The sequence below is a fragment of the Rhizobium sp. P1_E6 genome (assembly GCF_056405875.1).
Genome location: NZ_JBFUBG010000025.1, coordinates 1 through 21,631, shown reverse-complemented (window position 1 = coordinate 21,631; position 21,631 = coordinate 1). Strand labels below are relative to the sequence as shown.

The following is a 21,631-nucleotide window of genomic DNA, read 5'->3' as shown; positions in this document are numbered from 1 at the left end:
GACCGGCGCAAATGGTGACATTCGACAGCTTGCGGCGGGAAGACCGCTCTCCTGCGCCCGGCTGGCGCTGGTTCATCCGCTGGCTGCGGCGGCGATTGCCGACAGGGCTCTATACGCGTTCGCTGCTTATCATCATCATTCCTATGGTGCTTCTGCAGTCGGTCGTTGCCGCAGTCTTCATGGAGCGTCATTGGCAAATGGTGACGGAACGGCTGTCGCTCGCCGTGACCCGCGATATCGCCGCCATCATCGAGATCATCAACACCTATCCGCAGGATACGGATTATAGCGACGTAGTCCGCATTGCCCGCGACCAGCTCAACCTGCAGATTTCGGTCGAGCCGGATGGAGATCTGCCGCCGCCGCGCATCAAGCCGTTCTTTTCGATCCTCGACGGCATCCTCAGTGATGAGATTACCGAAGAAATCCGCCGGCCGTTCTGGATCGATACGGTCGGCAACTCCAACCTCATCGAGATCCGGATCAAGCTCGATAACCGCATCCTGCGTGTGATCACCAAACGCAGCCAGGCCTATGCATCGAACACGCATATTTTCATTCTCTGGATGGTCGGTGCCTCACTGGTACTGATCGCCATCTCGATCCTTTTCCTGCGCGGCCAGATCCGGCCGATCCTCAATCTGGCCAGGGCGGCGGAAAACTTCGGCAAGGGACAGAAGGCCGACAGTTTCTATCCGCGCGGCGCCGACGAAATTCGCCGGGCCGGCCTTGCTTTCATTCTCATGCGTGAGCGTATCGAGCGGCAGATGGAGCAGCGCACGGCGATGCTCTCAGGCGTCAGCCACGACCTCAGAACCATCCTGACGCGCTTCAAGCTGCAACTGGCGCTCGCCGGGGACAACCCTGATCTTGCCGGGCTCAACGAAGACGTCAACGACATGCAGACCATGCTGGAGGCCTATATGGCCTTTGCCAAAGGCGAGGTGGAGGAGGATGTCGGCGAGCTGAAGCTGAGCGAGATCTTCGAGAAGCTCGAGATCGATTTTGAGCTGCACGGCAAGACCCTGACCTATTCCATCGATGGCGAGGACCATATCTCGGTGCGCCCCAATGCCTTCCTGCGGCTTGTGACCAATCTCGCCTCGAATGCAAGGCGCTATGCGGATGCGCTCAACATCGAAGCCAAGCATGGTGCGAAATGGCTGACCATCATCTTCGACGACAATGGTCCAGGCATTCCCGAGAAGTACCGGGAGGATGTGTTCAAGCCGTTCTTCCGGCTGGACAGCGCACGCAATCTCGATGCCTCGGGCACCGGCCTGGGGCTTGCCATCGTCAGAGACATCGCCCGCAGCCACGGCGGTAACATCACGCTTGGCGACAGCCCGCTCGGCGGCCTCAGAGCGACGGTGCGTATTCCTGCCTGAAGCAATTCCAGCAAAAGTGTGCAGCGGTTTTGCGTCCGGACTTGCGTAAAACAAAACCCTAGCGTTCGGCCACCGGTTTGACGGGGTCGAACTCATTCAGGTGGACGACGATCCAGCGCCAAAGCGAGACGACCTGCGTCAGCAATTCGCGGCCAAGCGGGGTCAGCTCGTATTCGACGCGCGGGGGTACCTGCGGATAGAGCGTGCGGATGACGAGGCCGTCGCTTTCGAGCGTGCGCAACGTCTGCGTCAGCACCTTCTGGCTGATGTCCTCCACCCGCTCCAGCACTCTTGAAAACCGCAGGGGGCCATCGGCTTCCGAAAGCACGTGCAGGACGCGCAGCGGCCACTTGGCTGCGGCGCGCTCCAGCATCTGCCGCGCCCGTGCATCCTGCTCGTCGCTCATGTTACGGCAAAAGTCGAAGATATCGTCTTTCATCTAAGTTACTTTCAGGTGCGTATAGATCGATAAGGTACCTTCTTTCCAAAAGAAACAATAGCTCCTAAATGAAGCGAGAACCGAAAAGGAGGTTTCCATGTCGAAGGTTTGGTTGATTACAGGAAGCTCGCGCGGCCTCGGGCGAGCGCTGGCCAATGCCGTGCTTGAGGCCGGTGACAAGCTGGTTGCGACGGCGCGCGATCCCGGCCAGCTTGCCGATCTCGTCGAAGCGTATGGCTCAAGCGTTCTCGCGCTGCCCCTTGATGTGACGGATGAGGTTGCTGCAGAAGCGGCGGTGAAGACCGCGGTCGAAACATTCGGCCGGCTCGACGTTCTGGTCAACAATGCCGGTTACGGCAATGTCGCGCCGATCGAGGACACGAGCCTTGCGGATTTTCGGGCACAGATAGAGACCAATCTCTTCGGCACGATCATTATGACCAAGGCGGCTATCCCGGTCATGCGCGCGCAGGGGGCAGGGCATATCATCCAGTTCTCTTCCGTCGGCGGCAGGATCGGACCCGTGGGCCGCGCGCCTTATGCGGCGGCGAAATGGGGCGTCGAGGGCTTTTCCGAAGTGCTCTCCAAGGAGGTCGGGCCACTCGGCATCAAGGTCACAGTGATCGAACCTGGCGGCTTCCGCACGGATTTCGCCGGCTCGTCGACGGCGATCTATCAAGGCCGCCCGGAATATGCCGACACGGTTGGAGCCATGGCAGATTACCAGCGCAACTATAACGGCCGTCAACCCGGCGACCCGGCCAGGGCGGCCGCCGTGGTGCTGCACATTGCTTCGCTCGATGCGCCGCCGCTTCGGTTGCTGCTTGGCAGCGATGCGGCTGCGGCGGTGGAAAAGGCGGATGCCGCGCGCATGGAAGCCGATCGCGCCTGGCGTGTTCTCACCCAGTCGACCGATTTCGAGCAGGGAGGGGCAGAGCCCATGCCTTGGGAGAAGAAGGCCGGCTGAGGTGTGGACAAATGAAAAGCGCCGCTCGGCGGCGGCGCTTCTCATCAGAATGGTGTCAGCCTATCAGCTTGCGACGCAGAAGTGGTCGCGGCCGTCATTGCCGAGATAGGTGCCGGTCCGCGGATCGAAGCTGCGGTAACGGTAGGAGCAATAACGCTGCCATTGCGGGCTCCAGGGCTCCATTGCACTGACCGGGCGGCCGTACACCGGACGGCCATAGACCGGCTCGGAATAAACGGGCTCGGAGTATACCGGACGCGGCGCGCGGTAAACCGGCGGCGGAGCATATTCCGGCTCATAGACTGGCGGGTCGATGTAGCGGCGCTCTTCATAAACAGGACCGTTATTGGCATTGGCTATGGCAGAGCCGACGATCAGGCCGGTGGCAAGGCCGACAGCGCCACCAACCAGTGCATCGTTGCCGTTGTCGTGGCCATGACGCCAGTAGCGGTCACGTGCGGACGCTTCGCCGATGGCCGAGAGGGTCAGGGCAGCGGCGGTTGCCGCCAGAAGAATGGTCTTTGCAAGCCTGTTCATGGCGTAAAATCCCGGTATCTGGAACCAAGAAGCGGTCCCTTCTCAATGGTTCTGAAGCTAGCGGCGTCATGCTGAATGAAGGCTGAACGACAAAACCCGGCATCGCTGCCGGGCTTCAACTCGAATTCCACGCCTAGGCGAGGATATCAGCCTGAAATCTGAAGATTGACAGCTTTCGGGCCTTTGCCGCGGCGATCTGGCTCCGTGTCGAAGCTTACTTTCTGATTTTCCGTCAGACCGGCCAGGCCGGAAGCCTGAACGGCAGAAATGTGAACGAAGATATCGGCGCCACCCTTGTCCGGCTTGATGAAGCCGAAGCCCTTGTCGGTATTGAAGAATTTTACAGTGCCAGTCTCGGCCATGCCTCAGGTCCTTTTGTCTCCACCCGCCATCCACACGGGCAGCATTACGCTATTGCCTTCTCGCGAAGGCGCTGGCAGGCAATCTTGAAATGTGAGAAAAAGGTCCCCTCTACCTCCGCCGGCTCCAGACAGGACTTAGCGCCTGCTTTCTTGGAACTGGCTGACCGGAATATCAGCGTTTCCGGCTCGCAAATTCTTAAGGACTTCCCATGCTCGCAAAATGCCCGAACGCGCGAAGATTGCTGCGTTTAGGTTTTTTTGGCAAGCAAAAGTTTTTTAACGTGTTCCTAAGAACACACCCGCAGATTTGGCCTGTTTTCGCGAAAGCGCAAAAAATCCTCCGTTAAGAGCAAATGATTAACGTTTTGTATCGTCTGCAATATAAGTTCCGGGCAGATTTTACCAAAAATGCAACGATAGCGCGTCTTATCGATTGCTTAAAAAAAATTCTAGATGGCTCTAACGCCCCACAAATGGACGCGTGTTCAGGCCTGTTGCGAGCGGCGGCGGGTCATTTCAGGCACAAGTTCGACTACAAGCATAGCGATAAACATCAGCGCGCAACCGACATAGCCGAGCGGCGGCATGCTCTCACCCAAAAGCAGTGCGGCGAGCGTGGCGCCGAACAGCGCCTCGGCGGAGAGGAAGATCGCTGCCTGTGACGGCGTGGTGTAGCGCTGGGCGACGACTTGCAGCACGAAGGCGACACCCGAAGAGAAGATGCCGACATAGAGGATTTCCGGTGCAGCCGCGCGAATATCGGCCAGGCTGACTGGTTCGGAAATGGCGGCGATGACGAGCGCGCAGACTGCCGTAACCGCAAACTGGGCGCTGGACAGGGCGAGCGGCCGGCCGGTTTCGCCAACCGTCGTTCCGGCAAGCGTGATCTGTATCGACCAGAAGACAGCGCAGACGACCGTCAGCAAGTCGCCTGTGGTCAGGGACGAGAGCTTGCCGCCCGACAGCATGTAGATGCCGCTGACCGCCATGATGGCGCCCGGCCAGATGATCCAGTGCGGCGAGCGGCGCAGGAAGAAGACGGCAATCAGCGGCACGAAGATCACATAAAGACCGGTGATGAAGCTGGAATTGGTGACGGTCGTGGTCTGCAGGCCTATCTGCTGTGTCGACGCGCCGCCGAAGAGCGCCAGGCCGATCATCAGATAGAGACCGAGGTGTCTGCGGCTGGTTGCATCCTTTGCCTTGCGGGCTTCGATGAGCGTGAAAGGCAGGGTGGCGAGTGCAGCGATGGCGAAACGCAGGCCGATGAACCAGAACGGGCCGATCGCCTTCATTGCCGTCGACTGGGCGACGAAGCCTCCGCCCCAGATGGCGGCTGCAAGCAACAGAAGGAGGTTCGCCTGAATACGCGTCATTTCCACTCTCGATGTTGGGGAAGCGTCTCGGAGTTTTGTTCAGCGGTTAGCAGTTGCATTTCTTTTCGGCAAGGATGAGGCTCGTCCTTATGGTTCGGGGGATGCGAATGAGTGGAATTGGGATTGCTGCTGTTATGCTGGAACAAGCGGTCGCATCGCCCGAGGTCGCGAAATGACGGCAGGATATTCCGGCACGCCGCTCTCGAAGAAACTGGGGCTGAAGCCGGGACAGACGGCCCTTCTGATCAATGTTCCCGGGAGGCTAATTGAGATCGGCGGGTTCGACGGTTTTGCTTCGGTCGATCGCGCCTTGCCGGCAGTTGCTCAACGACAATTCGATTACATCCATGTCTTCGAAACGCAACGCCCGGTATTGGAAGAGTTGGCGGCGGCGCTGTTTTGCGTGGTCAGGCCTGACGGCATGATCTGGATCTCCTGGCCGAAGAAGAGTTCTGATGTGCCGACCAGCATCACTGAGGATGCGCTACGCGAAATCCTGCTGCCGACCGGACTTGTCGACGTCAAGGTCTGCGCCATCGACGAGACATGGTCGGGGTTGAAATTCATGATCCGCAGGGAATTGCGAGGCCCGCTTTAGCCGGCCCGGTTATCGGCGCGAGAAACCCGGAGCAACTCGCCGTCATCCTCGTCGGTCACCATCAGGAGTGCCCCATCGGGGGCGACGATGACATCGCGGATTCGGCCATAATCGCCTTCGAACATGCGCTCCTCGGCGGTGAAGGCGCCGCTCGCATCCCGCTGCATGCGCGACAGCAACTGGAACTTCAGGGCGGCGACGATGAAGTTGCCGTTCCATTCCGGAAACATCTTGCCGCGATAGATGGCGAGAGCGCCCGGAGCGATCGACGGATCCCAGTAGTGGAGGGGCTGTTCAAGTCCCCGCTTGGCGGTTCCTTCGCCGATCTTGGCGCCGGAATAGTCGCGGCCGTAGGTGATGATCGGCCAGCCGTAATTCTTGCCGGGCTCGGGATTGTTGATTTCGTCGCCGCCGCGCGCGCCATGCTCGACCGTGTAGAGCTTGCCGTCGGCGCTGTCGAAAGTGATACCCTGCGGGTTGCGGTGGCCTTTGGACCAGATTTCCGGCAGGGCCTTGCGGCCGTCCTTGAAGGGATTGTCGGCGGGTATGCTGCCATCGGCATTGAGGCGGACGATGGAGCCGGCGTCATCCTTCCAGTCCTGCGAACGGTCGCGGTTGCCGCGATCGCCGATGCTGATGAACAGCGAGCCATCGCCGGCGATCGCGATGCGCGAGCCGTACTGGATGTTGCCGCGGGTAAAGCGCCGCATGGTGAAGATGGGCGTGACGTTCTCCAGGCTTTTTTCGTCTGATGACAGCGTGGCGCTGAACACTTCCGTACCGGAACCTCTGTTGCTGGTGGTTGCTGCGGTCAGATAGAGTCTGCGGCTGGTGGCGAAATCCGGGGCAAGCGCGACATCCATGAGACCACCCTGACCGCGGGCGCTGACCTGGGGCACGCCGCTGACCGGGTCGGAGATCTTGCCGTCGCGGATAATGCGCAGCCGTCCCGGTCGCTCCGTGACAATATAGCTGCCGTCAGGCAGGACCTCGACTGCCCAGGGGTGTTCCAGTCCCTCGGCGAGCTTCTCGACACGAACCGAGACTTCCTGCGTCTTTACGATATCCCCGCTCTGGGCAAGGGCGGGACCTGCAAAGGTGGCGAGCAGCGCGGCAAAACGGAATGTCGAAATGGCGTCCATCATAATCCCCGTCGTCAATTCCATGAGAAGGTGGCGCGGGGCATGGGACGCTTCAACCGTATTGGGGAGCCCATAACGGTTTTGTGTTCTCGGGTTGAATGAGAGGAGGTCAGTTGGTCACACGGGGAGGGAAGCGGGTATCGAAGTCAGCATATTGCAGCTCCGCACTCATCATCCTTTGTGTGACGAAGCCGGTGCGCTTCGCTTCAGCCTTCAGGAAAAGCCCGCAGCCGATCAGCGCCATGCCGTAGAAGGCAAGGCACACGATGCCGACGGCGACCAGTTTCTCGATGATCGAAAGTCCGGGGAGGCGGGGTCTCTGCGGTGCTGTCGGCGTTTCGTGGGCCACCGCGGCAGCCATGGCAAGCTCCATGTAGGTCGGCAGCGGCTCGAACACGTCTTCATCATCGTTCCAGCTTGTCCGCCGCGATTTACCGGGCATCGCGCTTGCCTCCGGAAACAACGAGACCCTTGATGCGCCGCAGCCAGATGGCAAAACCGTTCGCGGCGACGAAAGCGGCAAAAAGTACAGTCAGGCCCTGGGTGATCGTCTGGTCGGCATGGCTTGGCTGAAGGGCGCTGGAGGCCATGGGCGGTGCTGCTTCGGCGACTGAAAAAAGGCCGAACGTCGCAACGACGCAGCATGCGAAAGTAATGACTGCCACCATCAGCGACAGGGAAACCCGGCTTGCGCGCAGGCGTCCCGCAGCGCGCTCGTCTTCCAGAAACATGGCATACCCTCAATGACCAATGTCGGATGGTGGTAGAATACCGGTTTGATCTCGGCGCTCTCACGACCGAATTGCGGCATGCCGCAGCATTTGTTGCGGCTTAATCGTGGCAAATGGTAAACGGGCGATAACCTTGATTTTAAGGAATAAAACAGAGCCGGCTTCAGAAACTGATTCAAGTTCTTCAGACGCTGAGCGAGCCGACCGCATACGGTCGGCGAAGGCCGGTTCAGATTTCAGGGTGCAGCTGAGGCAATTGATCAATAAGAATCATTGTCCCCATCACGCCTTTGCGCTTGAAATGATGTCATACATTGGACATAGAGCTTAGCGCAGAACTCCGGTCCCGGCCTTCTGCCCGTTTCAACCTTGTAGGACCGATATCATGGCCTTCCTTGCCGATGCCCTTTCCCGCGTGAAGCCTTCAGCCACCATCGCCGTCGCCCAGAAAGCGCGCGAGCTGAAAGCAAAAGGACGTGACGTGATCGGGCTTGGCGCCGGCGAGCCGGATTTCGATACGCCCGATAATATCAAGGAAGCAGCGATCGACGCGATCCGCCGCGGCGAAACCAAGTACACGCCGATCTCGGGTATCCCGGAACTGCGCAAGGCGATTGCCGCCAAGTTCAAGCGCGAGAACAATCTCGACTATAGCTGGGAGCAGACGATCGTCGGCACCGGCGGCAAGCACATTCTCTTCAACGCCTTCATGGCGACGCTGAATGCCGGCGACGAAGTGGTCATCCCGACACCCTATTGGGTTTCCTATCCCGAGATCGTTGCCCTTTGCGGCGGCACGCCGGTTTTCGTCGCGACGACGCAGGAGAACAACTTCAAGCTCCAGGCTGCCGATCTCGAAAAGGCGATCACGCCGAAGACCAAGTGGTTCATGTTCAACTCGCCGTCSAACCCGTCGGGCGCTGCCTATACGCATGACGAGCTGAAGGCRCTGACGGACGTKCTSGTCAAGCATCCGMATGTCTGGGTGCTGACCGACGACATGTACGARCACCTGACCTATGGCGACTTCAAGTTCGCGACCCCGGTGGAAGTCGAGCCGTCGCTTTACGATCGTACGCTGACGATGAACGGCGTCTCCAAGGCCTATGCCATGACCGGCTGGCGTATCGGTTATGCGGCCGGCCCGATCCAGCTCATCAAAGCGATGGATATGATCCAGGGCCAGCAGACCTCGGGCACGACGTCGATCGCCCAGTGGGCAGCCGTCGAGGCGCTGAACGGCCCGCAGGACTTCATCCCGGCCAACAAGAAGATCTTCGAAGGTCGCCGCGATCTSGTSGTYTCCATGCTRAAYCAGGCCAAGGGCATTTCCTGCCCGGTTCCGGAAGGCGCCTTCTACGTCTATCCGTCGTGCAAGGGYCTGATCGGCAAGACGGCKCCGTCSGGCAAGGTSATCGAGACCGACGARGACTTCGTCACSGARYTGCTGGAATCGGAAGGCGTYGCCGTSGTTCACGGYTCGGCCTTCGGCCTCGGCCCGAACTTCCGCATCTCCTACGCGACCTCGGAAGACCTTCTGGAAGAAGCGTGCCGCCGCATCCAGCGCTTCTGCGGCGCCTGCAAGTAATCGGCGACTGCCAGTCTCATTGAAAAAGCCCGCCGGAGATGGTGGGCTTTTTGTTTGCCTGACCTTCTGGTTTAACGCGCTGCGAAAATGAATCCGCTTGTCGCGTTAAGTCGCTGATTTCAGATTCAAAGTCCGATCGCCGTCAGCATGATGAAGGTGGCGAAGAGGATGAAATGGGTCATGCCTTCGATGGCATTCGTCTCGCCGTCGTTGAGGTTGATGGCGGCGGCAATCAGAGTAATCGCCACCATCACGGTCTGCACCGGCGACATGGCCATGACGAAGGGCTGGCCGGTATAGAGCGCGATCGCTTCCATGACAGGTACGGTGAGAATGACGGTCGACAGCGAAGCGCCCATGGCGATGTTCACGGTCGCCTGCATGCGGTTGCGGAGTGCTGCCCGCAGCGCTGTCAGGATTTCCGGTGCGGCAGAGATTGCCGCAACGACAATGGCGGTCACAGCGATCGGTGCGCCGGTGTCCCGCAGGCCCTCGGTCATGAAGCCCGACATGAATTCGGCAAGCGTGCCGATGATGACGACGCCGATGAGAATGATCGTGATCGAGGTCGCGACCGAACCTTCTTGATGGTGTTCGTCGGGATGTTCCTTTTGCCGTTCCGAGCGCGGATAGCTGTAGGAGAAGAAGTAACTGTGCTGACCGACCTGCATACGGAGGAACAGGCCATAGAGGGCGATCATCGCTATGATGGTGAAGCCGGAATAATAGTGCCATTTGTCATGAGGCACGAATTCCGGAACGATCATCGAGATGCCCATGGCCGTCAGGATCATCACGCCATAGGTCTTGCCCGAGTTGTCGTTATAGGGCTGCTCGCCATGCTTAAGGCCACCGAGCAGAGCGGCAAGGCCAAGAATGCCGTTGATATCGAGCATGAGCGCCGAATAGATCGTGTCACGCACCAGGGTCGGCGAGCTATCCTCGCTGTTCATCATGATGGCGAGGATGATCACCTCAACGGCGACGGCCGAGAGTGTCAGGATCATCGTACCATAGGGATCGCCAACCTTGACGGCCAAGAGCTCGGCATGGTGGGCGACGCGCATGGAGGCGAGAACGATGGTCGCAATCAGCGCCACCGCCGCAGCAAGAGCGATCCCCCTGCCGCCCTCCATCAGCGCATGTTCCAGCAGGTAGGCGATAACCGCGACGACTGCGGCCACGATCAGAAATTTTTCTTCTTTAAGGTGCAATGCCATTTCCGCCACCAGTGCCGATTTTGATTCTTCTGCGAAATCTAGGCCGATGTATTTTCTTCGCAAGCACACCCGTGGTCGATGAAATTTGCAGTCTTCAGCGTTTAATGGAATACTGCCTGTCATACGGCAGCCGGCAAACAGATCGCGGCGTCCTCGAAATCTTCTCAAGCGACCCGCGCTGGAACCGGAGCCGATCCGGAAGCGGACGGATGCGCAAGAAGAAGAGGAGAGACATGCATGGTCAAGGTGGTCTACGAAGTCGTGCCGCATGACGGCGGCTGGGCCTACAAGCTCGGAGACGTCTATTCCGAAGCATTTCCGTCCCATGCCGAAGCGCTGGAGGCTGCCCGTATCGTCGCGGCCGAGCAGCAGGTCGGCGGCGATTCCGCCGAGATCAGCTGGCAGGACGCCCAAGGCAAGTGGCATGAGGAATATGCCGAAGGCGGTGATCGTCCGGAAACAGAGGTCGTGGACGGGGTTTCGAAGAGCCACCCCCCCGAGGTTTCGCCCGAGCCCTGATAGTGTCGTCGGCCTTGCGGCCTCATCGGATGTGTTGTCAGACGCGCGCTTCCGTGCATGACCTGATATAGTTCAGCAGCCCCTTCACCAGCGCGTCGAAGGTGACGCGGCAGCGGGGAGCGGTCTTGAGGCTCTCGTGCATCGCGACCCATGTGCCGAGCGGGATTTCGAATTCTTCAGCCAGAATGTGGACGAGATCGGGGTTCGGACGGACAAGTCCCGTCTGGCAGATACCAATGCCTATACCGGCGCGGATGGCGGCCAGATGCGCGAGATGGTTGCTGGTGCGGAAGGCATAGGTGAGTTCATCCGCCAGCGGGTAGAGTTTGCGCATCATGCGGATATAGGCCGTCTGCCGGTCGAAGCCGATGAGGCGATGGCCGGCGAGCTCGGACATGGTCTGAGGCGTGCCGTGGCGCTCCAGATAACGGCGATGCGCGTGAAAGCCGAGCGGGATATCGCCGATGCGGCGCACCAGCAGCGCATCCTGCTGTGGCTCGGCCATGCGCACGGCAATGTCCGCTTCGCGATTCATGAGGTCTTCCAGCGTATCGGAGGCCGACAGCTCCACCTGCAATCCGGGATATGCTTCCTGCAGATCGGCGATGATCGGCGGCAGCACTTCGATGCCCATCACCTCGCTGGCGCTGATGCGCACGGTGCCTTCCACCGTGTCGCGCCGGCTGGATGCCGTGCGCAGAAGTGCAGCGGCTGTTGTCGCCAGTGTTTCCGCATAGGGTTGCAGATCGAGCGCCACGTCGGTCGGCAGCAGGCCGTTTGACGAGCGGATGAAAAGCTCGGCGCCGACCGCTTCTTCCAGAGCATCAATATGGCGACCGATCGTCGGCTGCGTCAGACCGAGCTCGCGAGCCGCAGCCGAAAGCGATCCGTGGCGGAGTACGGTGAGAAAGGAGCGGTAGAAATCCCAGCTTGGTTCGGTGTCCATATAATTATGTATAGCTATGCAACTTATTTCGTCAATTTTGTTTATCTGCTCATGGACGCATAGTCGTCTCATCGAACAAGGAGATGATCATGAGCAGCGAATATCAGGACAGGAAGCTGGCGCTTGTTCTCGGCGCTACCGGCGGCATAGGCGGCGCCGTCGCCCGCAAGCTGCAGGCGCGCGGCTGGAAGGTGAGGGCGCTCAACCGAAACGCTGCGAAGGGGAGTGAGCAGGGTTTCGAGTGGGTGCAGGGCGACGCGATGAACGCGGCCGATGTGCGCAAGGCCGCGGAGGGCGCAAGCCTGATCGTCCATGCCGTCAATCCGCCAGGCTATCGCGACTGGGAGAAGCTGGTTCTGCCGATGCTGGACAATACGATTGCCGCGGCCCGCGCCGTCGGCGCCCGCATCGTGCTGCCGGGCACGGTCTATAATTTCGGGCCGGACGCCTTCGGCGTCGTGACCGAGGACAGCCCGCAGCATCCGGTGACGAAGAAGGGCAAGATCCGTGTCGAGATGGAGAAGCGATTGAAGGCAGCTTCTGAAACCGGCATCGGTGTCATCGTCGTGCGGGCAGGGGATTTCTTCGGACCCGGCGCCACGGGCAACAGCTGGTTCTCCGCCGCTTTCGCCACGCCGGGCAAGCCTGTTGGTATCATCAAAAATCCGGCAATGCCCGGCATCGGGCACCAATGGGCCTATCTGCCCGACGTCGCCGAGACGATGGTGCAGCTCGTCGAGCGGGCCGAGCGCCTGCCGGCTTTCGCCTGCTATCACATGAACGGCTTCTGGGATGGTGATGGCCGGCAAATGGCGGAGGCGGTCAGGCGCGTTGCCGGCGGCAAGGCGAGGGTCAGCCGTTTTCCGTGGTTCATCGTGCCGCTGCTTGCTCCCTTCATGACTGTCATGCATGAATTGAAGGAGATGCGTTATCTCTGGAAAGTATCGCTGCGCATGAGAAACGACAAGCTGGTCACCGAACTCGGAACCGAGCCGCACACTCCTATCGACGAGGCCGTTCAGGCCACGCTTATCGCACAGGGATCCCTGCCGGAGGCACGTTCAACGACGACGGCGGCGCTTCTCTCCCATGGCGAGAAGGCAAGTTAAGCGAGTTCGGCAAGCGCGATGCGGGCGACCGTCAGAGGCTTTTCCGCCGAGACGTGGTCATCATCTTCGAGGAACCAGGCGGAGGAAAGGCCGGAATAGGCGACGATCCACTTGAGCAGCCTTGATGGCTCGATATCGGCCCCCTCGGAGACGATCGGAAGCTGACGCCTCAGACGGGCAGGATCCGTTGTGGTCGGCAGGTCTTCGTTGGCAAAGATATTGGCAAAGTCGTAGCCACGTTCGCCATAAAGACGCTTGGGATCGATCGCCAGCCAGCCCCGTTCGCCGAAGTCGAGGATGTTGCGGTGGTGGATGTCGCCGTGAAGAATGCTGAGCTGCTGTGGATCGGCCAGCAGGGCGCTTGCGATCTTCCAGCACTCGGCAAAGGTGCCGCTGTGGGTGAGTGCAGCTGGCTCCAGATCGCGGAACCAGCGCTTTAACGGCGTGGAGTCGTGAAGGGGTGTCGGGCGCGGCGTATGCAGCTTTGCCGCTGTGCGGACCATGATGCGGCTTGCCTCGTCATCCTCGCCGTTCATTGCCATCTGCAGCAGTGAGCGTTTATCCGCAGCGCGTTCCAGCAGCACCGCGTCATCCTCCTGGGCATAGACGTGAGCCGCGCCATCGCCGTTCCACCACTGCATCAGCAATGCGCCTTCGCGCTCGCTGCTGTGAGTTGCGACTTTCAGCATGGCTCTATTGTCCCGCCAGATGACCGGCAGGAGGCGGCTTGAATGGGTGATGATGGGTTCGCCGTCTGTTGTCAGCGACCAGCGTTCGAGATAGGGCGAGAACATGAGCCGCATGCTAGCGGTGACTCGCAGAAATGGAAATCCCGCCGGATGGCGGGATTTCGTTTCGTGAAAGATCAGGCGACCTTTTCGAGCAGCGGATAGTCAATATAGCCCTTGGCGCCGCCACCGTAGAAAGTGGACTGATCCGGCGTGTTGAGCGGCAGGTTCTTTTCCAGACGCTCGACGAGGTCAGGATTGGAGATGAAGGGCTTCCCGAAGGCGACGAGATCGGCCTTGCCGGTTTCGACGGTTTCGATCGCCATGTCCCTGACATAGCCGTTGTTGACCATCCAGGCAGCTTTGCCGCCGGCCTTTTCATAGGCAGCGCGCAGCGCCTTGTAGTCGAAGGACGGGTTGTCGCCCTGGCGATAATCGCGCTCGCCTCCGGTCTGGCCTTCCACGACATGGATATAGGCTAGGTCGTACTTGGCGAGGCCTTCGATAACATGGGTGAAGAGCGCCTGCGGGTTGGAATCATAGGATTCGCCCGAGGGCGTGACCGGCGAAATGCGGATTGYGGTGCGGCGGGCGCCGATTTCCCTGGTTACTGCCTCGACGACCTGGAAGGTGAAGCGGGTGCGGTTTTCGATCGAGCCGCCATATTCGTCGGTGCGGTCGTTGACGCCGTCGCGCATGAACTGATCGAGCAGGTAGCCGTTGGCACCGTGGATCTCGACACCATCAAAGCCAGCATCGATCGCAGCACGGGCCGCCTTGCGATAATCCTCGATGATGCCGGGGATTTCAGAGGCCTCGAGCGCGCGGGGCTCGGAAGTATCGGCGAAGGCGCCGGTGCCATCAGCGTTGACGAGATAGGTCTTCGCCTTGGCGACACGGTTCGTCGAGGAGACCGGCTTGCCGTTATCAGGCTGCAGCGTGGTGTGGGAAATACGGCCGACGTGCCACATCTGCACGACGATCTTGCCGCCTTCGGCATGGACTGCATCCGTCACGCGCTTCCAGCCGTCGAGTGCTTCCTTGCTGTAGAGGCCGGGAACATCGGCATAACCCTGGCCCTGATGCGTGATGGCGGTCGCCTCGGTGATGATCAGGCCAGCAGTGGCGCGCTGGCTATAATATTCGACGTTCACGTCATTCGGGATTGCGCCCGGCGAGCGGTTACGGGTGAGCGGCGCCATGACGATATGGTTCTTGAGGGCAATATCGCCGATCTGCGTCGGCTGGAAAAGCTTGGCCATGAAAGGTCCTTTCTTCTTGGGGGGATTACTCGGCGGCAGCGGGGGCAGTCTGCGCCCGGCCGGAGAGATAGGTGAGAACAGTGGCGGTAAGGCCGATGAGGGCCATGGCGGATGCGGCGAGGGGAACGCGGGTGAGATCGAGGCCGGCATCGATGACCATGCCGCCGACCCAGKCGCCAAGAGCATTGCCAGTGTTGAAGGCGCCGATATTGATGGTCGAGACGAGATTGGGCGCATCCTTGCCGAAACCCACCACGCCGACCTGCAGGGCGGGCACGGCTGCAAAGCTTGCCGCTGCCCACAAGAAGAGGGTGATTTCCGCCGGGATAAAGAAGCGGCTCGTATAGAAGAAGACTGCGGAGGTGAGGGCGATAGCGGCAAAGACGCCGGCGAGGGTGGCGCCAAGACGCCAGTCCGCCAGCTTGCCACCGATAAGATTGCCGACCGTCAGACCAAGGCCGATCAGGAACAGTGTCCAGGTGACACCTTCAGGCGAGACGCCGGTGACGTCACGTAGCAGCGGGGCGATATAGGTGAACAGCGTGAACATCGACGCCGAGAAGAAGACGGTGACCGACAGCGCCATCCAGAGGCGGCCATTCCGCAGTGCGGCGATCTCTCGCAGGATGCTGCTCTGCTCTTCCTTTTTGTCTTTTGGCAGGATTGCGATCAGGCCGGCGATGGTGACGATGCCTATGACAGTGACCACCCAGAAGGTGGAGCGCCAACCATAGGCCTGACCGATCGCGGTGCCGAGCGGGACGCCCAGCACATTTGCCAGCGTCAGGCCGGTAAACATCAAGGCCACGGCGCGGGCCTTACGGTCTTCGCTGACGAGATTGGCCGCCACGATCGAACCAATGCCGAAGAAGGCGCCGTGGCAAAGGGCGGTAACGATGCGAGCGATCATCAGCACCCAGTAGTTAGGGGCAATGGCGCAGAGCAGGTTGCCGGCGATGAAGAAGGCCATCAGCATGATAAGGGCCGAGCGACGCTTCAGCTTGGCGGTCGAGACTGCCATGATGGGCGCGCCGAGTGCGACGGCCAGCGCATAACCCGTCACCAGCCAGCCGGCCTCAGGGATCGTGACAGAGAGGTCGGCTGCGACTTCCGGCAGAAGGCCCATGATGACAAATTCGGTGGTGCCTATCGCAAAAGAGCTCAAGGCAAGAACGAGCAGGGCAAGGGGCATGATTACAGATCCTGCGTTAGCTGCTGGAGGAAGGTCGCGATCGTTTCTTCATTGCGCTTGTAGAAGATCCATTGGCCGACGCGCTTGCTGGTGACGAGGCCGGCGCGGTGAAGGGTGCCCAGGTGCGCAGACACCGTGGACTGGGAAAGGCCGCAGCGTTCGAACTGGCTGGCGCAGACGCCCATTTCAAACGGGTGTTCCTGCGTCGGAAAGTGCTCTTCCGGGTTCTTGAGCCAGTTGAGGATGTCCATCCGGGCAGGGTTGGCCAGCGCCTTGAGAATCTCGTCTTTGTCCATCGTCGTTCATCGAAGTATAAATCGGATTTTCTCGATATATGGATCGACGATTTTCGATATGCAAATCACGGAGGCGTGAGCTGGAGTTTTTCTCAGGCTGCTAAAAAAACGGGCAAAAAAAGAGGGYCACCGGAAAAACCAGGGCCCTTTTAAGTGTGAAGGTCAAAAACCTCCAGAGGGGAACAGCCAACGCGGTGGCACTGGGAGAGAAACCACCAAATGCATCAGCTATGTGCGATATGGTGCTTCCTTGTGCAGCTTTCAATAGTTTTTTGTGCATGCCAGCTATGCACTGCACAAATTTTTCCGCATTGCGGTATCTGCCGACAAAAATTGAGGCAAAAGGTAAAATTCAGGCAAAAAAAGAGGGCCACCGGAAAACCAGGGCCCTTATAAGTGTGAAGGTCAAAAACCTCCAGAGGGGAACAGCTAATGCGGTGGAACTGGGAGGAAAAGCCACCGTGTGCATCAGCTATAAGCGATATGGTGCTTTAATGAGCAAACGGCAACCCTTTTTTGTGCATGTCAGTCATGCGTGGGCTGCATGATTTGAAATTCATTCCGTAAAAGTGGAAATCAGAAGTTCCAGTTGCGGGCCTTGCTGACGATGAAATCGCGGAAAGCCTTCAGCTTGGCGGCGTTCTTGATCTCGTCCGGATAGCAGAAATAGGTATCGAAGGAGGGAACGTCGGCATTGATCGCCAGCTGGATCAGACCCGGGTCTCGGCCGACAATATAATCCGGCAGGCAGGCAATGCCGATGCCAAGCAGGCAGGCGCGCTTGATGGAGGTCTGGCTGTTGATCTGCAGGTGCGGAATGCGCTTGTTGTCCGACGAGCGGCCGGCGATTTCCAGCCAGTTGACGTCGAGCAGGTAATTCGGCGCCGGTTCGCCGAAGGTGATGATGCGGTGGTTGTCCAGATCCTCAATCGTCTGCGGCTCGCCGTGGCGATTGATGTAGGAGGGGGCCGCATAGACGTGCATATGCACGGTGAAGAGCTTGCGCTGGATGAGATCGGACTGCTGCGGCTGGCGAAGGCGGATGGCGCAATCGGCATGACGCATGTTCACATCCACTTCCTCGTTGTCGAGGATGAGCTGGATCTGAACGTCAGGATAGAGCTGCAGGAATTCCTGGATCTTGTCGGTCAGCCAGCCCTGGCCGAGACCGACCGTGGTGGTGACGCGCAGCTTGCCGGACGGCGTTTCCGTCGTCTCGGTCAACTGCATCTTCACGGTTTCGAGCTTCAGCAGCACGTCATGGGCGGTGCGGTAAAGCAACTCGCCCTGTTCGGTGAGGATCAGGCCGCGCGCATGGCGGTGGAAGAGCTTGGTACCCACATCCTGCTCGAGCGCGCTGACCTGACGGCTGATCGCTGACTGGGACAGATGAAGCTTGTCGGCCGCATGCGTAAACGATCCGGCTTCGGCAGCTGCGTGAAAAATACGCAGCTTGTCCCAGTCCAATGGCATTCCCCCACCCCTCATGCCACTATTACTCCGCTGCTACGGCAACGGGCATATGGCCCGTCAGATAACGTTCTGCCTCGAGGGCGGCCATGCATCCCAAGCCTGCGGCGGTGATCGCCTGGCGGAATGTATCGTCCGTCACGTCGCCTGCGGCATAGACACCCTCCAGGCTGGTCGCAGTCGAGTCCGGTGCGGTCCAGAGATAGCCATTGTCCTTCAGCTTCAGTTTGCCCTTGAAAAGTTCGGTTGCCGGCGCGTGACCGATCGCCACGAAGACGCCGTCAATGACGACATCGGTGACGACACCGGTGCGCGTATCGCGCAGGCGAGCACCGGAAACGGACGGCGGCATGGGGGGCTTTGCCGGCGTGCCCGTGATCTCGGCGACCTCGGTATTCCAGAGAATCTTGACGTTCTCCTTGGAGAAAAGGCGTTCCTGCAGGATCTTTTCCGCGCGGAAGCCGTCGCGGCGATGCACGACGGTGACCGACTTCGCGATGTTGGAGAGATAGAGCGCTTCCTCGACGGCGCTGTTGCCGCCGCCGACCACGATCACATCCTTGTTGCGATAGAAGAAGCCATCGCAGGTGGCGCAGGCAGAAACGCCAAAACCCTGGAAATGCTGCTCGCTTTCGATACCGAGCCACTTGGCCTTGGCGCCTGTCGCGATAACAAGCGTATCGGCGGTCCAGACCTGGCCGCTATCGGTGCGGGCAACGAAGGGGCGCTGGTTGAGATCGACTTCGGTCACGAGGTCGTTGACGATTTCGGCGCCGACATGCTGGGCCTGCTGCAGCATCTGATCCATCAGCCAGGGACCCTGTATGGGGTCGGCAAAGCCCGGATAGTTTTCGACGTCGGTGGTGATCATGAGCTGGCCACCCTGTTCGAGACCGGCGATCAAAACCGGTTTCAGCATGGCGCGCGCGGCATAGACCGCTGCCGTATAACCGGCAGGTCCGGAGCCGATGATGAGCACCTTGGTATGGCGGGCAGACATGGAATTTCCTTTCGACTGGCAGGATGCGGCGGCTAAGAGGCGAATAAGGCCGTTTCGCGATCCCATCGCCATTTATGAACGACCAATGCTTTTATTCAAGGGCAGCCTTGCATTACCAACAAGGCAAATACAGGCGATGTGCAAGATTCCGTCATCCGACTGAAACTTTCTTGCGTATTCCGTGGCTTTATATAGAAGCTGCGCGCGGGGAATTAAAGAAAGGCCTAAGCGTGGTTCGCGCTGAACTTGACGTCATCGACATAAAGATTTTGCGGGAACTGCAGTCAGATGGCCGCATGACCAACGTTGAGCTTGCCGACCGGGTGGGAATTTCAGCGCCGCCCTGCCTGCGCCGGGTGCGCAAGCTCGAAGAGGCTGGTGTCATCGAAGGATACCACGCGATGCTGAACAGCCCGAAGCTCGGGCTCGATCTCGTCGCCTTCTGCATGGTCGGCCTCAAGCATCAGTCCGAAGCCAATCTAAAGGCCTTTGCCGCTGCCACCGCCGAGTGGTCGCTGGTGCGCCAGGCGTGGATGGTTTCCGGCGACAGCGATTTCCTGCTGCATTGCGTGGCCCAAAACCTCACCCGTTTCCAGGATTTCGTTATCGAGGTACTGACGGCCAACGAGCATGTCGATACCGTTCGCACCATGCTGACGATCCGACAGGTGAAGAAGCTCGGGCTGGTAGAACTTTAAAAGCATTTCCAGGAAAAGTGTGAAGCGGTTTTCCGTCGGGAATGCGCATCAGAGAATAACGAGAGCATGCCGACTTAAATCGGCACGCTCGACCCGCGCCAGGCCTCGCTCAGCCACTCTGTATTGCCGATGCGGCGATACCATTTCTGTCCGCCGCCCTCAAAGGCCTCGCTCATTTTCGGATTGCCGGCGAAGACGACGATCTTTGCGCCCGGCGGCAGCTCAGGATCGCGCCAGAAGCTCTGGATATTGTGCGGTACGCAGGCGTTCTTGAAGCTCACGCACCATTCGCGCGGCCAGTATTGCAGATGTCCATGCGCTGCGAGCTGTGCGCTCTGGAACTGCTGGGAAATCTCGTAGTTCGACATGGCCGCCACCGGATCGGCGACGTAGGTGTCGAGAATATAGGCGTGGGCGCCGATCTCGTAGCGGAAGACCGAGCTGTTGCCGACTGAGGCCAGGAATTTGTCGCGGGTGGGTTTGAGTTTGCGCAGTGGCTTTGGCCGGAAAAGATCGTCGTCGCGGATGATGAAGAATTTGCCGGGATGCTGGAAAAGCGGCTCCAGATCGTCGACGATGACGAGGTCCAGATCGAGGAAGAGGGCGATGCCCCTGAGATCGGCAAGCTCGCGGCGGAAGAGCGCAAGCTTCTGCCAGCGGCGATCCTTGGCGCCCGCGGGCAGACCAAGCTCCGGCAGGGGGAAGGTTTCGATACCCGCGTCGAGGCCTGCCGCATTGTCGGTGAAGCAGACGTAACGATGCGGACGCTTCAGGTGCCGTTTGACGCCGCGATAGAGATTGTTGACGTATTCGGCGCCGTAGAGCGTTCCCCACTTCATGCAGAGCACGTTGACCAGGGTTTCGTTATTGTTTGCGGTCGATATCACCGTGTCCCTGCCTGCCTGATATGTCTGTTGTCACTCACGAACGGCTTACGCGTCGAGAAGCTGCTGGTAAATCCGGTTGATCGCCGTCGCTTCCTTTTCCAGCGCGAAATTTTCCTGCACGTGCCGCAGGGCTGTCTCACCCTGTGCAGCGGCGAGGGTGGGATCGGCAAGATAGGTGGCGATCGCTGTCGTCAGGGCGTCGCCATCGCCTGATGGTACGATGATGCCGTTCTCGCCGGACGCGATCATTTCGGCATAAGCGCCGGCGTCAGAGGCCACAACTGCTGTTTTCGAAGCCATGGCCTCCAGCGGCGTCAGGCCGAAGCCTTCGTTGCGGGAGGGGGCGACATAGAGCGTCAGGCGGCGATACCAGACCTTGATATCAGGCACTTCGCCGAGGAAGACGATGCGGTCGGTAAGACCGGCTGCAGCAATGTCTGCCTTCAGTTTGTCGGCGAATGCCGTATGTTCCGACGTGACGCGGCCGGAAATGACGGCTGTCCAGTCCGGATGCTGCGGCAAGAGCGCGATCATCGCCTGGACGAAAAGGTCCGTGCCCTTCTGATGGCGCACGCGGCCGAAGCAGCCGACGAGGTAACGGCCGGGCAGGCCGGTTGCGGCTATCGTGTCGTCAGCCCCCTCGGGCGGATGGAAAAGTTCGAGATCGACGCCGTGCTGGATGACTGTGTGCGGCACCTTGAGGAAGGAGCCGGAACGGCTGCTGGTGGCGATGACCGCATCCATCTGGCGGATAAGCCAGCGGGTATAGGACGTGTGGCGGCGCTGGGCGGCTGAGGTGAAGACGAGCTTCAGCGGCATGCGCAATACCTGCCGCATCAGGATACCCGCCGCCATTTCATTGTTGCGGCGCGCATGCCAGACGCGATGGCGGCGCCCGGCGGGCGCACGCCAGAGGCCTGATAGCTGCGGCCATTTCAGGCGCGGAAGCTGTGGCGGAAGACCGGGGCCGAGGGCTGCGATCCTGATCCCCAGCCGGATCTGGCAGGGGATCAACTGAACAATCGTGGACGTAACGCCGGAGAGCCGGCGTTTCAGGTTGGGCGCGATGATCTCGACGTCACTGATATCCGGCACTGGCTGCTCTCGCGGAGAAAGGCGCGGGCGATCAGCCCCAGGAAACGGAAAGGATTTCGTAGGCCTTCGAACCACCAGGGG

At 59.8% G+C, this 21,631-nt stretch carries 25 protein-coding genes; 8 read left to right on the top strand and 17 right to left on the bottom strand.

Annotated features, from left to right (window positions below):
- The first annotated feature begins 11 nt into the window (after window positions 1-11).
- Entirely contained in the window at window positions 12-1,388 is a 1,377-nt protein-coding gene (locus AC1D35_RS15035) for an ATP-binding protein (RefSeq protein WP_113297597.1), read from the top strand.
- A 58-nt stretch (window positions 1,389-1,446) separates the two neighbouring features.
- Here AC1D35_RS15035 and AC1D35_RS15030 read toward each other — a convergent pair whose 3' ends face one another.
- Complete coding sequence (locus AC1D35_RS15030) at window positions 1,447-1,827, bottom strand: winged helix-turn-helix transcriptional regulator (protein ID WP_477852517.1); 381 nt, start codon at window positions 1,825-1,827, stop codon at window positions 1,447-1,449.
- A 97-nt stretch (window positions 1,828-1,924) separates the two neighbouring features.
- On the opposite strand from AC1D35_RS15030, the gene AC1D35_RS15025 reads away from it, so the two are divergent.
- Window positions 1,925-2,794 (top strand): oxidoreductase, encoded by an 870-nt coding sequence (locus AC1D35_RS15025; RefSeq protein ID WP_113308822.1) that lies wholly within the window; start codon window positions 1,925-1,927, stop codon window positions 2,792-2,794.
- A gap of 63 nt (window positions 2,795-2,857) precedes the next feature.
- Here the strand turns inward: AC1D35_RS15025 and AC1D35_RS15020 are convergent, their stop codons facing one another.
- The 3 genes from AC1D35_RS15020 to AC1D35_RS15010 all read right to left on the bottom strand — a co-directional run bounded on the left by AC1D35_RS15020 (window position 2,858) and on the right by AC1D35_RS15010 (window position 5,069).
- Window positions 2,858-3,331: a BA14K family protein gene (locus AC1D35_RS15020; protein ID WP_113308823.1), complete on the bottom strand. Its 474-nt coding sequence runs from the start codon at window positions 3,329-3,331 to the stop codon at window positions 2,858-2,860.
- 146 nt (window positions 3,332-3,477) lie between these two features.
- Window positions 3,478-3,693, bottom strand: a complete 216-nt coding sequence (locus AC1D35_RS15015; protein ID WP_007824341.1) for a cold-shock protein — start codon at window positions 3,691-3,693, stop codon at window positions 3,478-3,480.
- Between the two features lie 485 nt (window positions 3,694-4,178).
- The gene (locus AC1D35_RS15010) at window positions 4,179-5,069 is read right to left on the bottom strand and encodes a DMT family transporter (RefSeq protein WP_113297600.1); all 891 of its coding nucleotides are present in this window, start codon (window positions 5,067-5,069) and stop codon (window positions 4,179-4,181) included.
- Between the two features lie 172 nt (window positions 5,070-5,241).
- Here AC1D35_RS15010 and AC1D35_RS15005 point away from each other — a divergent pair, with 172 nt between their 5' ends.
- Window positions 5,242-5,667, top strand: a complete 426-nt coding sequence (locus AC1D35_RS15005; protein ID WP_113308824.1) for a DUF3052 domain-containing protein — start codon at window positions 5,242-5,244, stop codon at window positions 5,665-5,667.
- Here AC1D35_RS15005 and AC1D35_RS15000 read toward each other — a convergent pair.
- The 3 genes from AC1D35_RS15000 to AC1D35_RS14990 form a co-directional block, all read right to left on the bottom strand.
- On the bottom strand, window positions 5,664-6,809 hold the full coding sequence (locus AC1D35_RS15000) for a PQQ-dependent sugar dehydrogenase (RefSeq protein ID WP_113308857.1): 1,146 nt from the start codon (window positions 6,807-6,809) through the stop codon (window positions 5,664-5,666). The genes AC1D35_RS15005 and AC1D35_RS15000 overlap by 4 nt on opposite strands.
- 109 nt (window positions 6,810-6,918) lie before the next feature.
- Window positions 6,919-7,251: a sortase gene (locus tag AC1D35_RS14995; RefSeq protein WP_113297602.1), complete on the bottom strand. Its 333-nt coding sequence runs from the start codon at window positions 7,249-7,251 to the stop codon at window positions 6,919-6,921.
- Window positions 7,241-7,540, bottom strand: a complete 300-nt coding sequence (locus AC1D35_RS14990; protein WP_113308825.1) for a hypothetical protein — start codon at window positions 7,538-7,540, stop codon at window positions 7,241-7,243. The genes AC1D35_RS14995 and AC1D35_RS14990 overlap by 11 nt, the downstream gene beginning before the upstream one ends.
- A 385-nt stretch (window positions 7,541-7,925) precedes the next feature.
- Here AC1D35_RS14990 and AC1D35_RS14985 point away from each other — a divergent pair, with 385 nt between their 5' ends.
- On the top strand, window positions 7,926-9,128 hold the full coding sequence (locus AC1D35_RS14985) for a pyridoxal phosphate-dependent aminotransferase (RefSeq protein WP_477938828.1): 1,203 nt from the start codon (window positions 7,926-7,928) through the stop codon (window positions 9,126-9,128).
- 125 nt (window positions 9,129-9,253) lie between these two features.
- On the opposite strand, the gene AC1D35_RS14980 is transcribed toward AC1D35_RS14985, so the two are convergent.
- A complete protein-coding gene (locus AC1D35_RS14980; RefSeq protein ID WP_113308827.1) occupies window positions 9,254-10,348 on the bottom strand; it encodes a calcium:cation antiporter in 1,095 nt (364 codons plus the stop codon).
- 237 nt (window positions 10,349-10,585) lie between these two features.
- On the opposite strand from AC1D35_RS14980, the gene AC1D35_RS14975 reads away from it, so the two are divergent.
- Entirely contained in the window at window positions 10,586-10,867 is a 282-nt protein-coding gene (locus AC1D35_RS14975; protein ID WP_113297606.1) for a DUF2188 domain-containing protein, read from the top strand.
- Window positions 10,868-10,904: 37 nt separating this feature from the next.
- Here the strand turns inward: AC1D35_RS14975 and AC1D35_RS14970 are convergent, their stop codons facing one another.
- Window positions 10,905-11,813 carry a LysR family transcriptional regulator gene (locus AC1D35_RS14970; RefSeq protein ID WP_113308828.1) on the bottom strand — a complete coding sequence of 303 codons (909 nt, stop codon included), beginning with the start codon at window positions 11,811-11,813 and terminating at the stop codon, window positions 10,905-10,907.
- A gap of 89 nt (window positions 11,814-11,902) precedes the next feature.
- Between AC1D35_RS14970 and AC1D35_RS14965 the strand changes: the two genes are divergently transcribed.
- Complete coding sequence (locus AC1D35_RS14965; RefSeq protein WP_113308858.1) at window positions 11,903-12,922, top strand: NAD(P)H-binding protein; 1,020 nt, start codon at window positions 11,903-11,905, stop codon at window positions 12,920-12,922.
- On the opposite strand, the gene AC1D35_RS14960 is transcribed toward AC1D35_RS14965, so the two are convergent.
- The 4 genes from AC1D35_RS14960 to AC1D35_RS14945 all read right to left on the bottom strand — a co-directional run bounded on the left by AC1D35_RS14960 (window position 12,919) and on the right by AC1D35_RS14945 (window position 16,400).
- Window positions 12,919-13,716: an aminoglycoside phosphotransferase family protein gene (locus AC1D35_RS14960; protein ID WP_113308859.1), complete on the bottom strand. Its 798-nt coding sequence runs from the start codon at window positions 13,714-13,716 to the stop codon at window positions 12,919-12,921. The genes AC1D35_RS14965 and AC1D35_RS14960 overlap by 4 nt on opposite strands.
- Window positions 13,717-13,787: 71 nt before the next feature.
- Window positions 13,788-14,912, bottom strand: coding sequence for an alkene reductase (locus tag AC1D35_RS14955; protein WP_477938824.1), 1,125 nt, complete (start codon window positions 14,910-14,912; stop codon window positions 13,788-13,790).
- A gap of 25 nt (window positions 14,913-14,937) precedes the next feature.
- Window positions 14,938-16,104, bottom strand: coding sequence for an MFS transporter (locus AC1D35_RS14950; protein WP_477938822.1), 1,167 nt, complete (start codon window positions 16,102-16,104; stop codon window positions 14,938-14,940).
- Window positions 16,105-16,106: 2 nt separating this feature from the next.
- Window positions 16,107-16,400, bottom strand: a complete 294-nt coding sequence (locus AC1D35_RS14945) for an ArsR family transcriptional regulator (RefSeq protein WP_113297611.1) — start codon at window positions 16,398-16,400, stop codon at window positions 16,107-16,109.
- A gap of 155 nt (window positions 16,401-16,555) precedes the next feature.
- Between AC1D35_RS14945 and AC1D35_RS14940 the strand changes: the two genes are divergently transcribed.
- A complete protein-coding gene (locus AC1D35_RS14940; RefSeq protein WP_162748481.1) occupies window positions 16,556-16,948 on the top strand; it encodes a hypothetical protein in 393 nt (130 codons plus the stop codon).
- Between the two features lie 28 nt (window positions 16,949-16,976).
- On the opposite strand, the gene AC1D35_RS14935 is transcribed toward AC1D35_RS14940, so the two are convergent.
- On the bottom strand, window positions 16,977-17,873 hold the full coding sequence (locus AC1D35_RS14935) for a LysR family transcriptional regulator VtlR (protein WP_112543602.1): 897 nt from the start codon (window positions 17,871-17,873) through the stop codon (window positions 16,977-16,979).
- 22 nt (window positions 17,874-17,895) lie between these two features.
- The gene (trxB, locus tag AC1D35_RS14930) at window positions 17,896-18,870 is read right to left on the bottom strand and encodes a thioredoxin-disulfide reductase (protein WP_113297612.1); all 975 of its coding nucleotides are present in this window, start codon (window positions 18,868-18,870) and stop codon (window positions 17,896-17,898) included.
- Between the two features lie 230 nt (window positions 18,871-19,100).
- On the opposite strand from trxB, the gene AC1D35_RS14925 reads away from it, so the two are divergent.
- A complete protein-coding gene (locus tag AC1D35_RS14925; protein WP_113297613.1) occupies window positions 19,101-19,568 on the top strand; it encodes an Lrp/AsnC family transcriptional regulator in 468 nt (155 codons plus the stop codon).
- Window positions 19,569-19,642: 74 nt separating this feature from the next.
- On the opposite strand, the gene AC1D35_RS14920 is transcribed toward AC1D35_RS14925, so the two are convergent.
- Complete coding sequence (locus AC1D35_RS14920) at window positions 19,643-20,455, bottom strand: hypothetical protein (protein WP_477852520.1); 813 nt, start codon at window positions 20,453-20,455, stop codon at window positions 19,643-19,645.
- Between the two features lie 45 nt (window positions 20,456-20,500).
- On the bottom strand, window positions 20,501-21,550 hold the full coding sequence (locus AC1D35_RS14915; protein ID WP_113308831.1) for a glycosyltransferase family 4 protein: 1,050 nt from the start codon (window positions 21,548-21,550) through the stop codon (window positions 20,501-20,503).
- Between the last annotated feature and the right edge of the window lie 81 nt (window positions 21,551-21,631).

Coding starts and splice junctions, on each gene's coding strand:
- AC1D35_RS15035 (WP_113297597.1), top strand. CDS start 12: ATGGTGACATTCGACAGCTTGCGGCGGGAAGACCGCTCTCCTGCGCCC.
- AC1D35_RS15030 (WP_477852517.1), bottom strand. CDS start 1,827: ATGAAAGACGATATCTTCGACTTTTGCCGTAACATGAGCGACGAGCAG.
- AC1D35_RS15025 (WP_113308822.1), top strand. CDS start 1,925: ATGTCGAAGGTTTGGTTGATTACAGGAAGCTCGCGCGGCCTCGGGCGA.
- AC1D35_RS15020 (WP_113308823.1), bottom strand. CDS start 3,331: ATGAACAGGCTTGCAAAGACCATTCTTCTGGCGGCAACCGCCGCTGCC.
- AC1D35_RS15015 (WP_007824341.1), bottom strand. CDS start 3,693: ATGGCCGAGACTGGCACTGTAAAATTCTTCAATACCGACAAGGGCTTC.
- AC1D35_RS15010 (WP_113297600.1), bottom strand. CDS start 5,069: ATGACGCGTATTCAGGCGAACCTCCTTCTGTTGCTTGCAGCCGCCATC.
- AC1D35_RS15005 (WP_113308824.1), top strand. CDS start 5,242: ATGACGGCAGGATATTCCGGCACGCCGCTCTCGAAGAAACTGGGGCTG.
- AC1D35_RS15000 (WP_113308857.1), bottom strand. CDS start 6,809: ATGGACGCCATTTCGACATTCCGTTTTGCCGCGCTGCTCGCCACCTTT.
- AC1D35_RS14995 (WP_113297602.1), bottom strand. CDS start 7,251: ATGCCCGGTAAATCGCGGCGGACAAGCTGGAACGATGATGAAGACGTG.
- AC1D35_RS14990 (WP_113308825.1), bottom strand. CDS start 7,540: ATGTTTCTGGAAGACGAGCGCGCTGCGGGACGCCTGCGCGCAAGCCGG.
- AC1D35_RS14980 (WP_113308827.1), bottom strand. CDS start 10,348: ATGGCATTGCACCTTAAAGAAGAAAAATTTCTGATCGTGGCCGCAGTC.
- AC1D35_RS14975 (WP_113297606.1), top strand. CDS start 10,586: ATGGTCAAGGTGGTCTACGAAGTCGTGCCGCATGACGGCGGCTGGGCC.
- AC1D35_RS14970 (WP_113308828.1), bottom strand. CDS start 11,813: ATGGACACCGAACCAAGCTGGGATTTCTACCGCTCCTTTCTCACCGTA.
- AC1D35_RS14965 (WP_113308858.1), top strand. CDS start 11,903: ATGAGCAGCGAATATCAGGACAGGAAGCTGGCGCTTGTTCTCGGCGCT.
- AC1D35_RS14960 (WP_113308859.1), bottom strand. CDS start 13,716: ATGTTCTCGCCCTATCTCGAACGCTGGTCGCTGACAACAGACGGCGAA.
- AC1D35_RS14945 (WP_113297611.1), bottom strand. CDS start 16,400: ATGGACAAAGACGAGATTCTCAAGGCGCTGGCCAACCCTGCCCGGATG.
- AC1D35_RS14935 (WP_112543602.1), bottom strand. CDS start 17,873: ATGCCATTGGACTGGGACAAGCTGCGTATTTTTCACGCAGCTGCCGAA.
- trxB (WP_113297612.1), bottom strand. CDS start 18,870: ATGTCTGCCCGCCATACCAAGGTGCTCATCATCGGCTCCGGACCTGCC.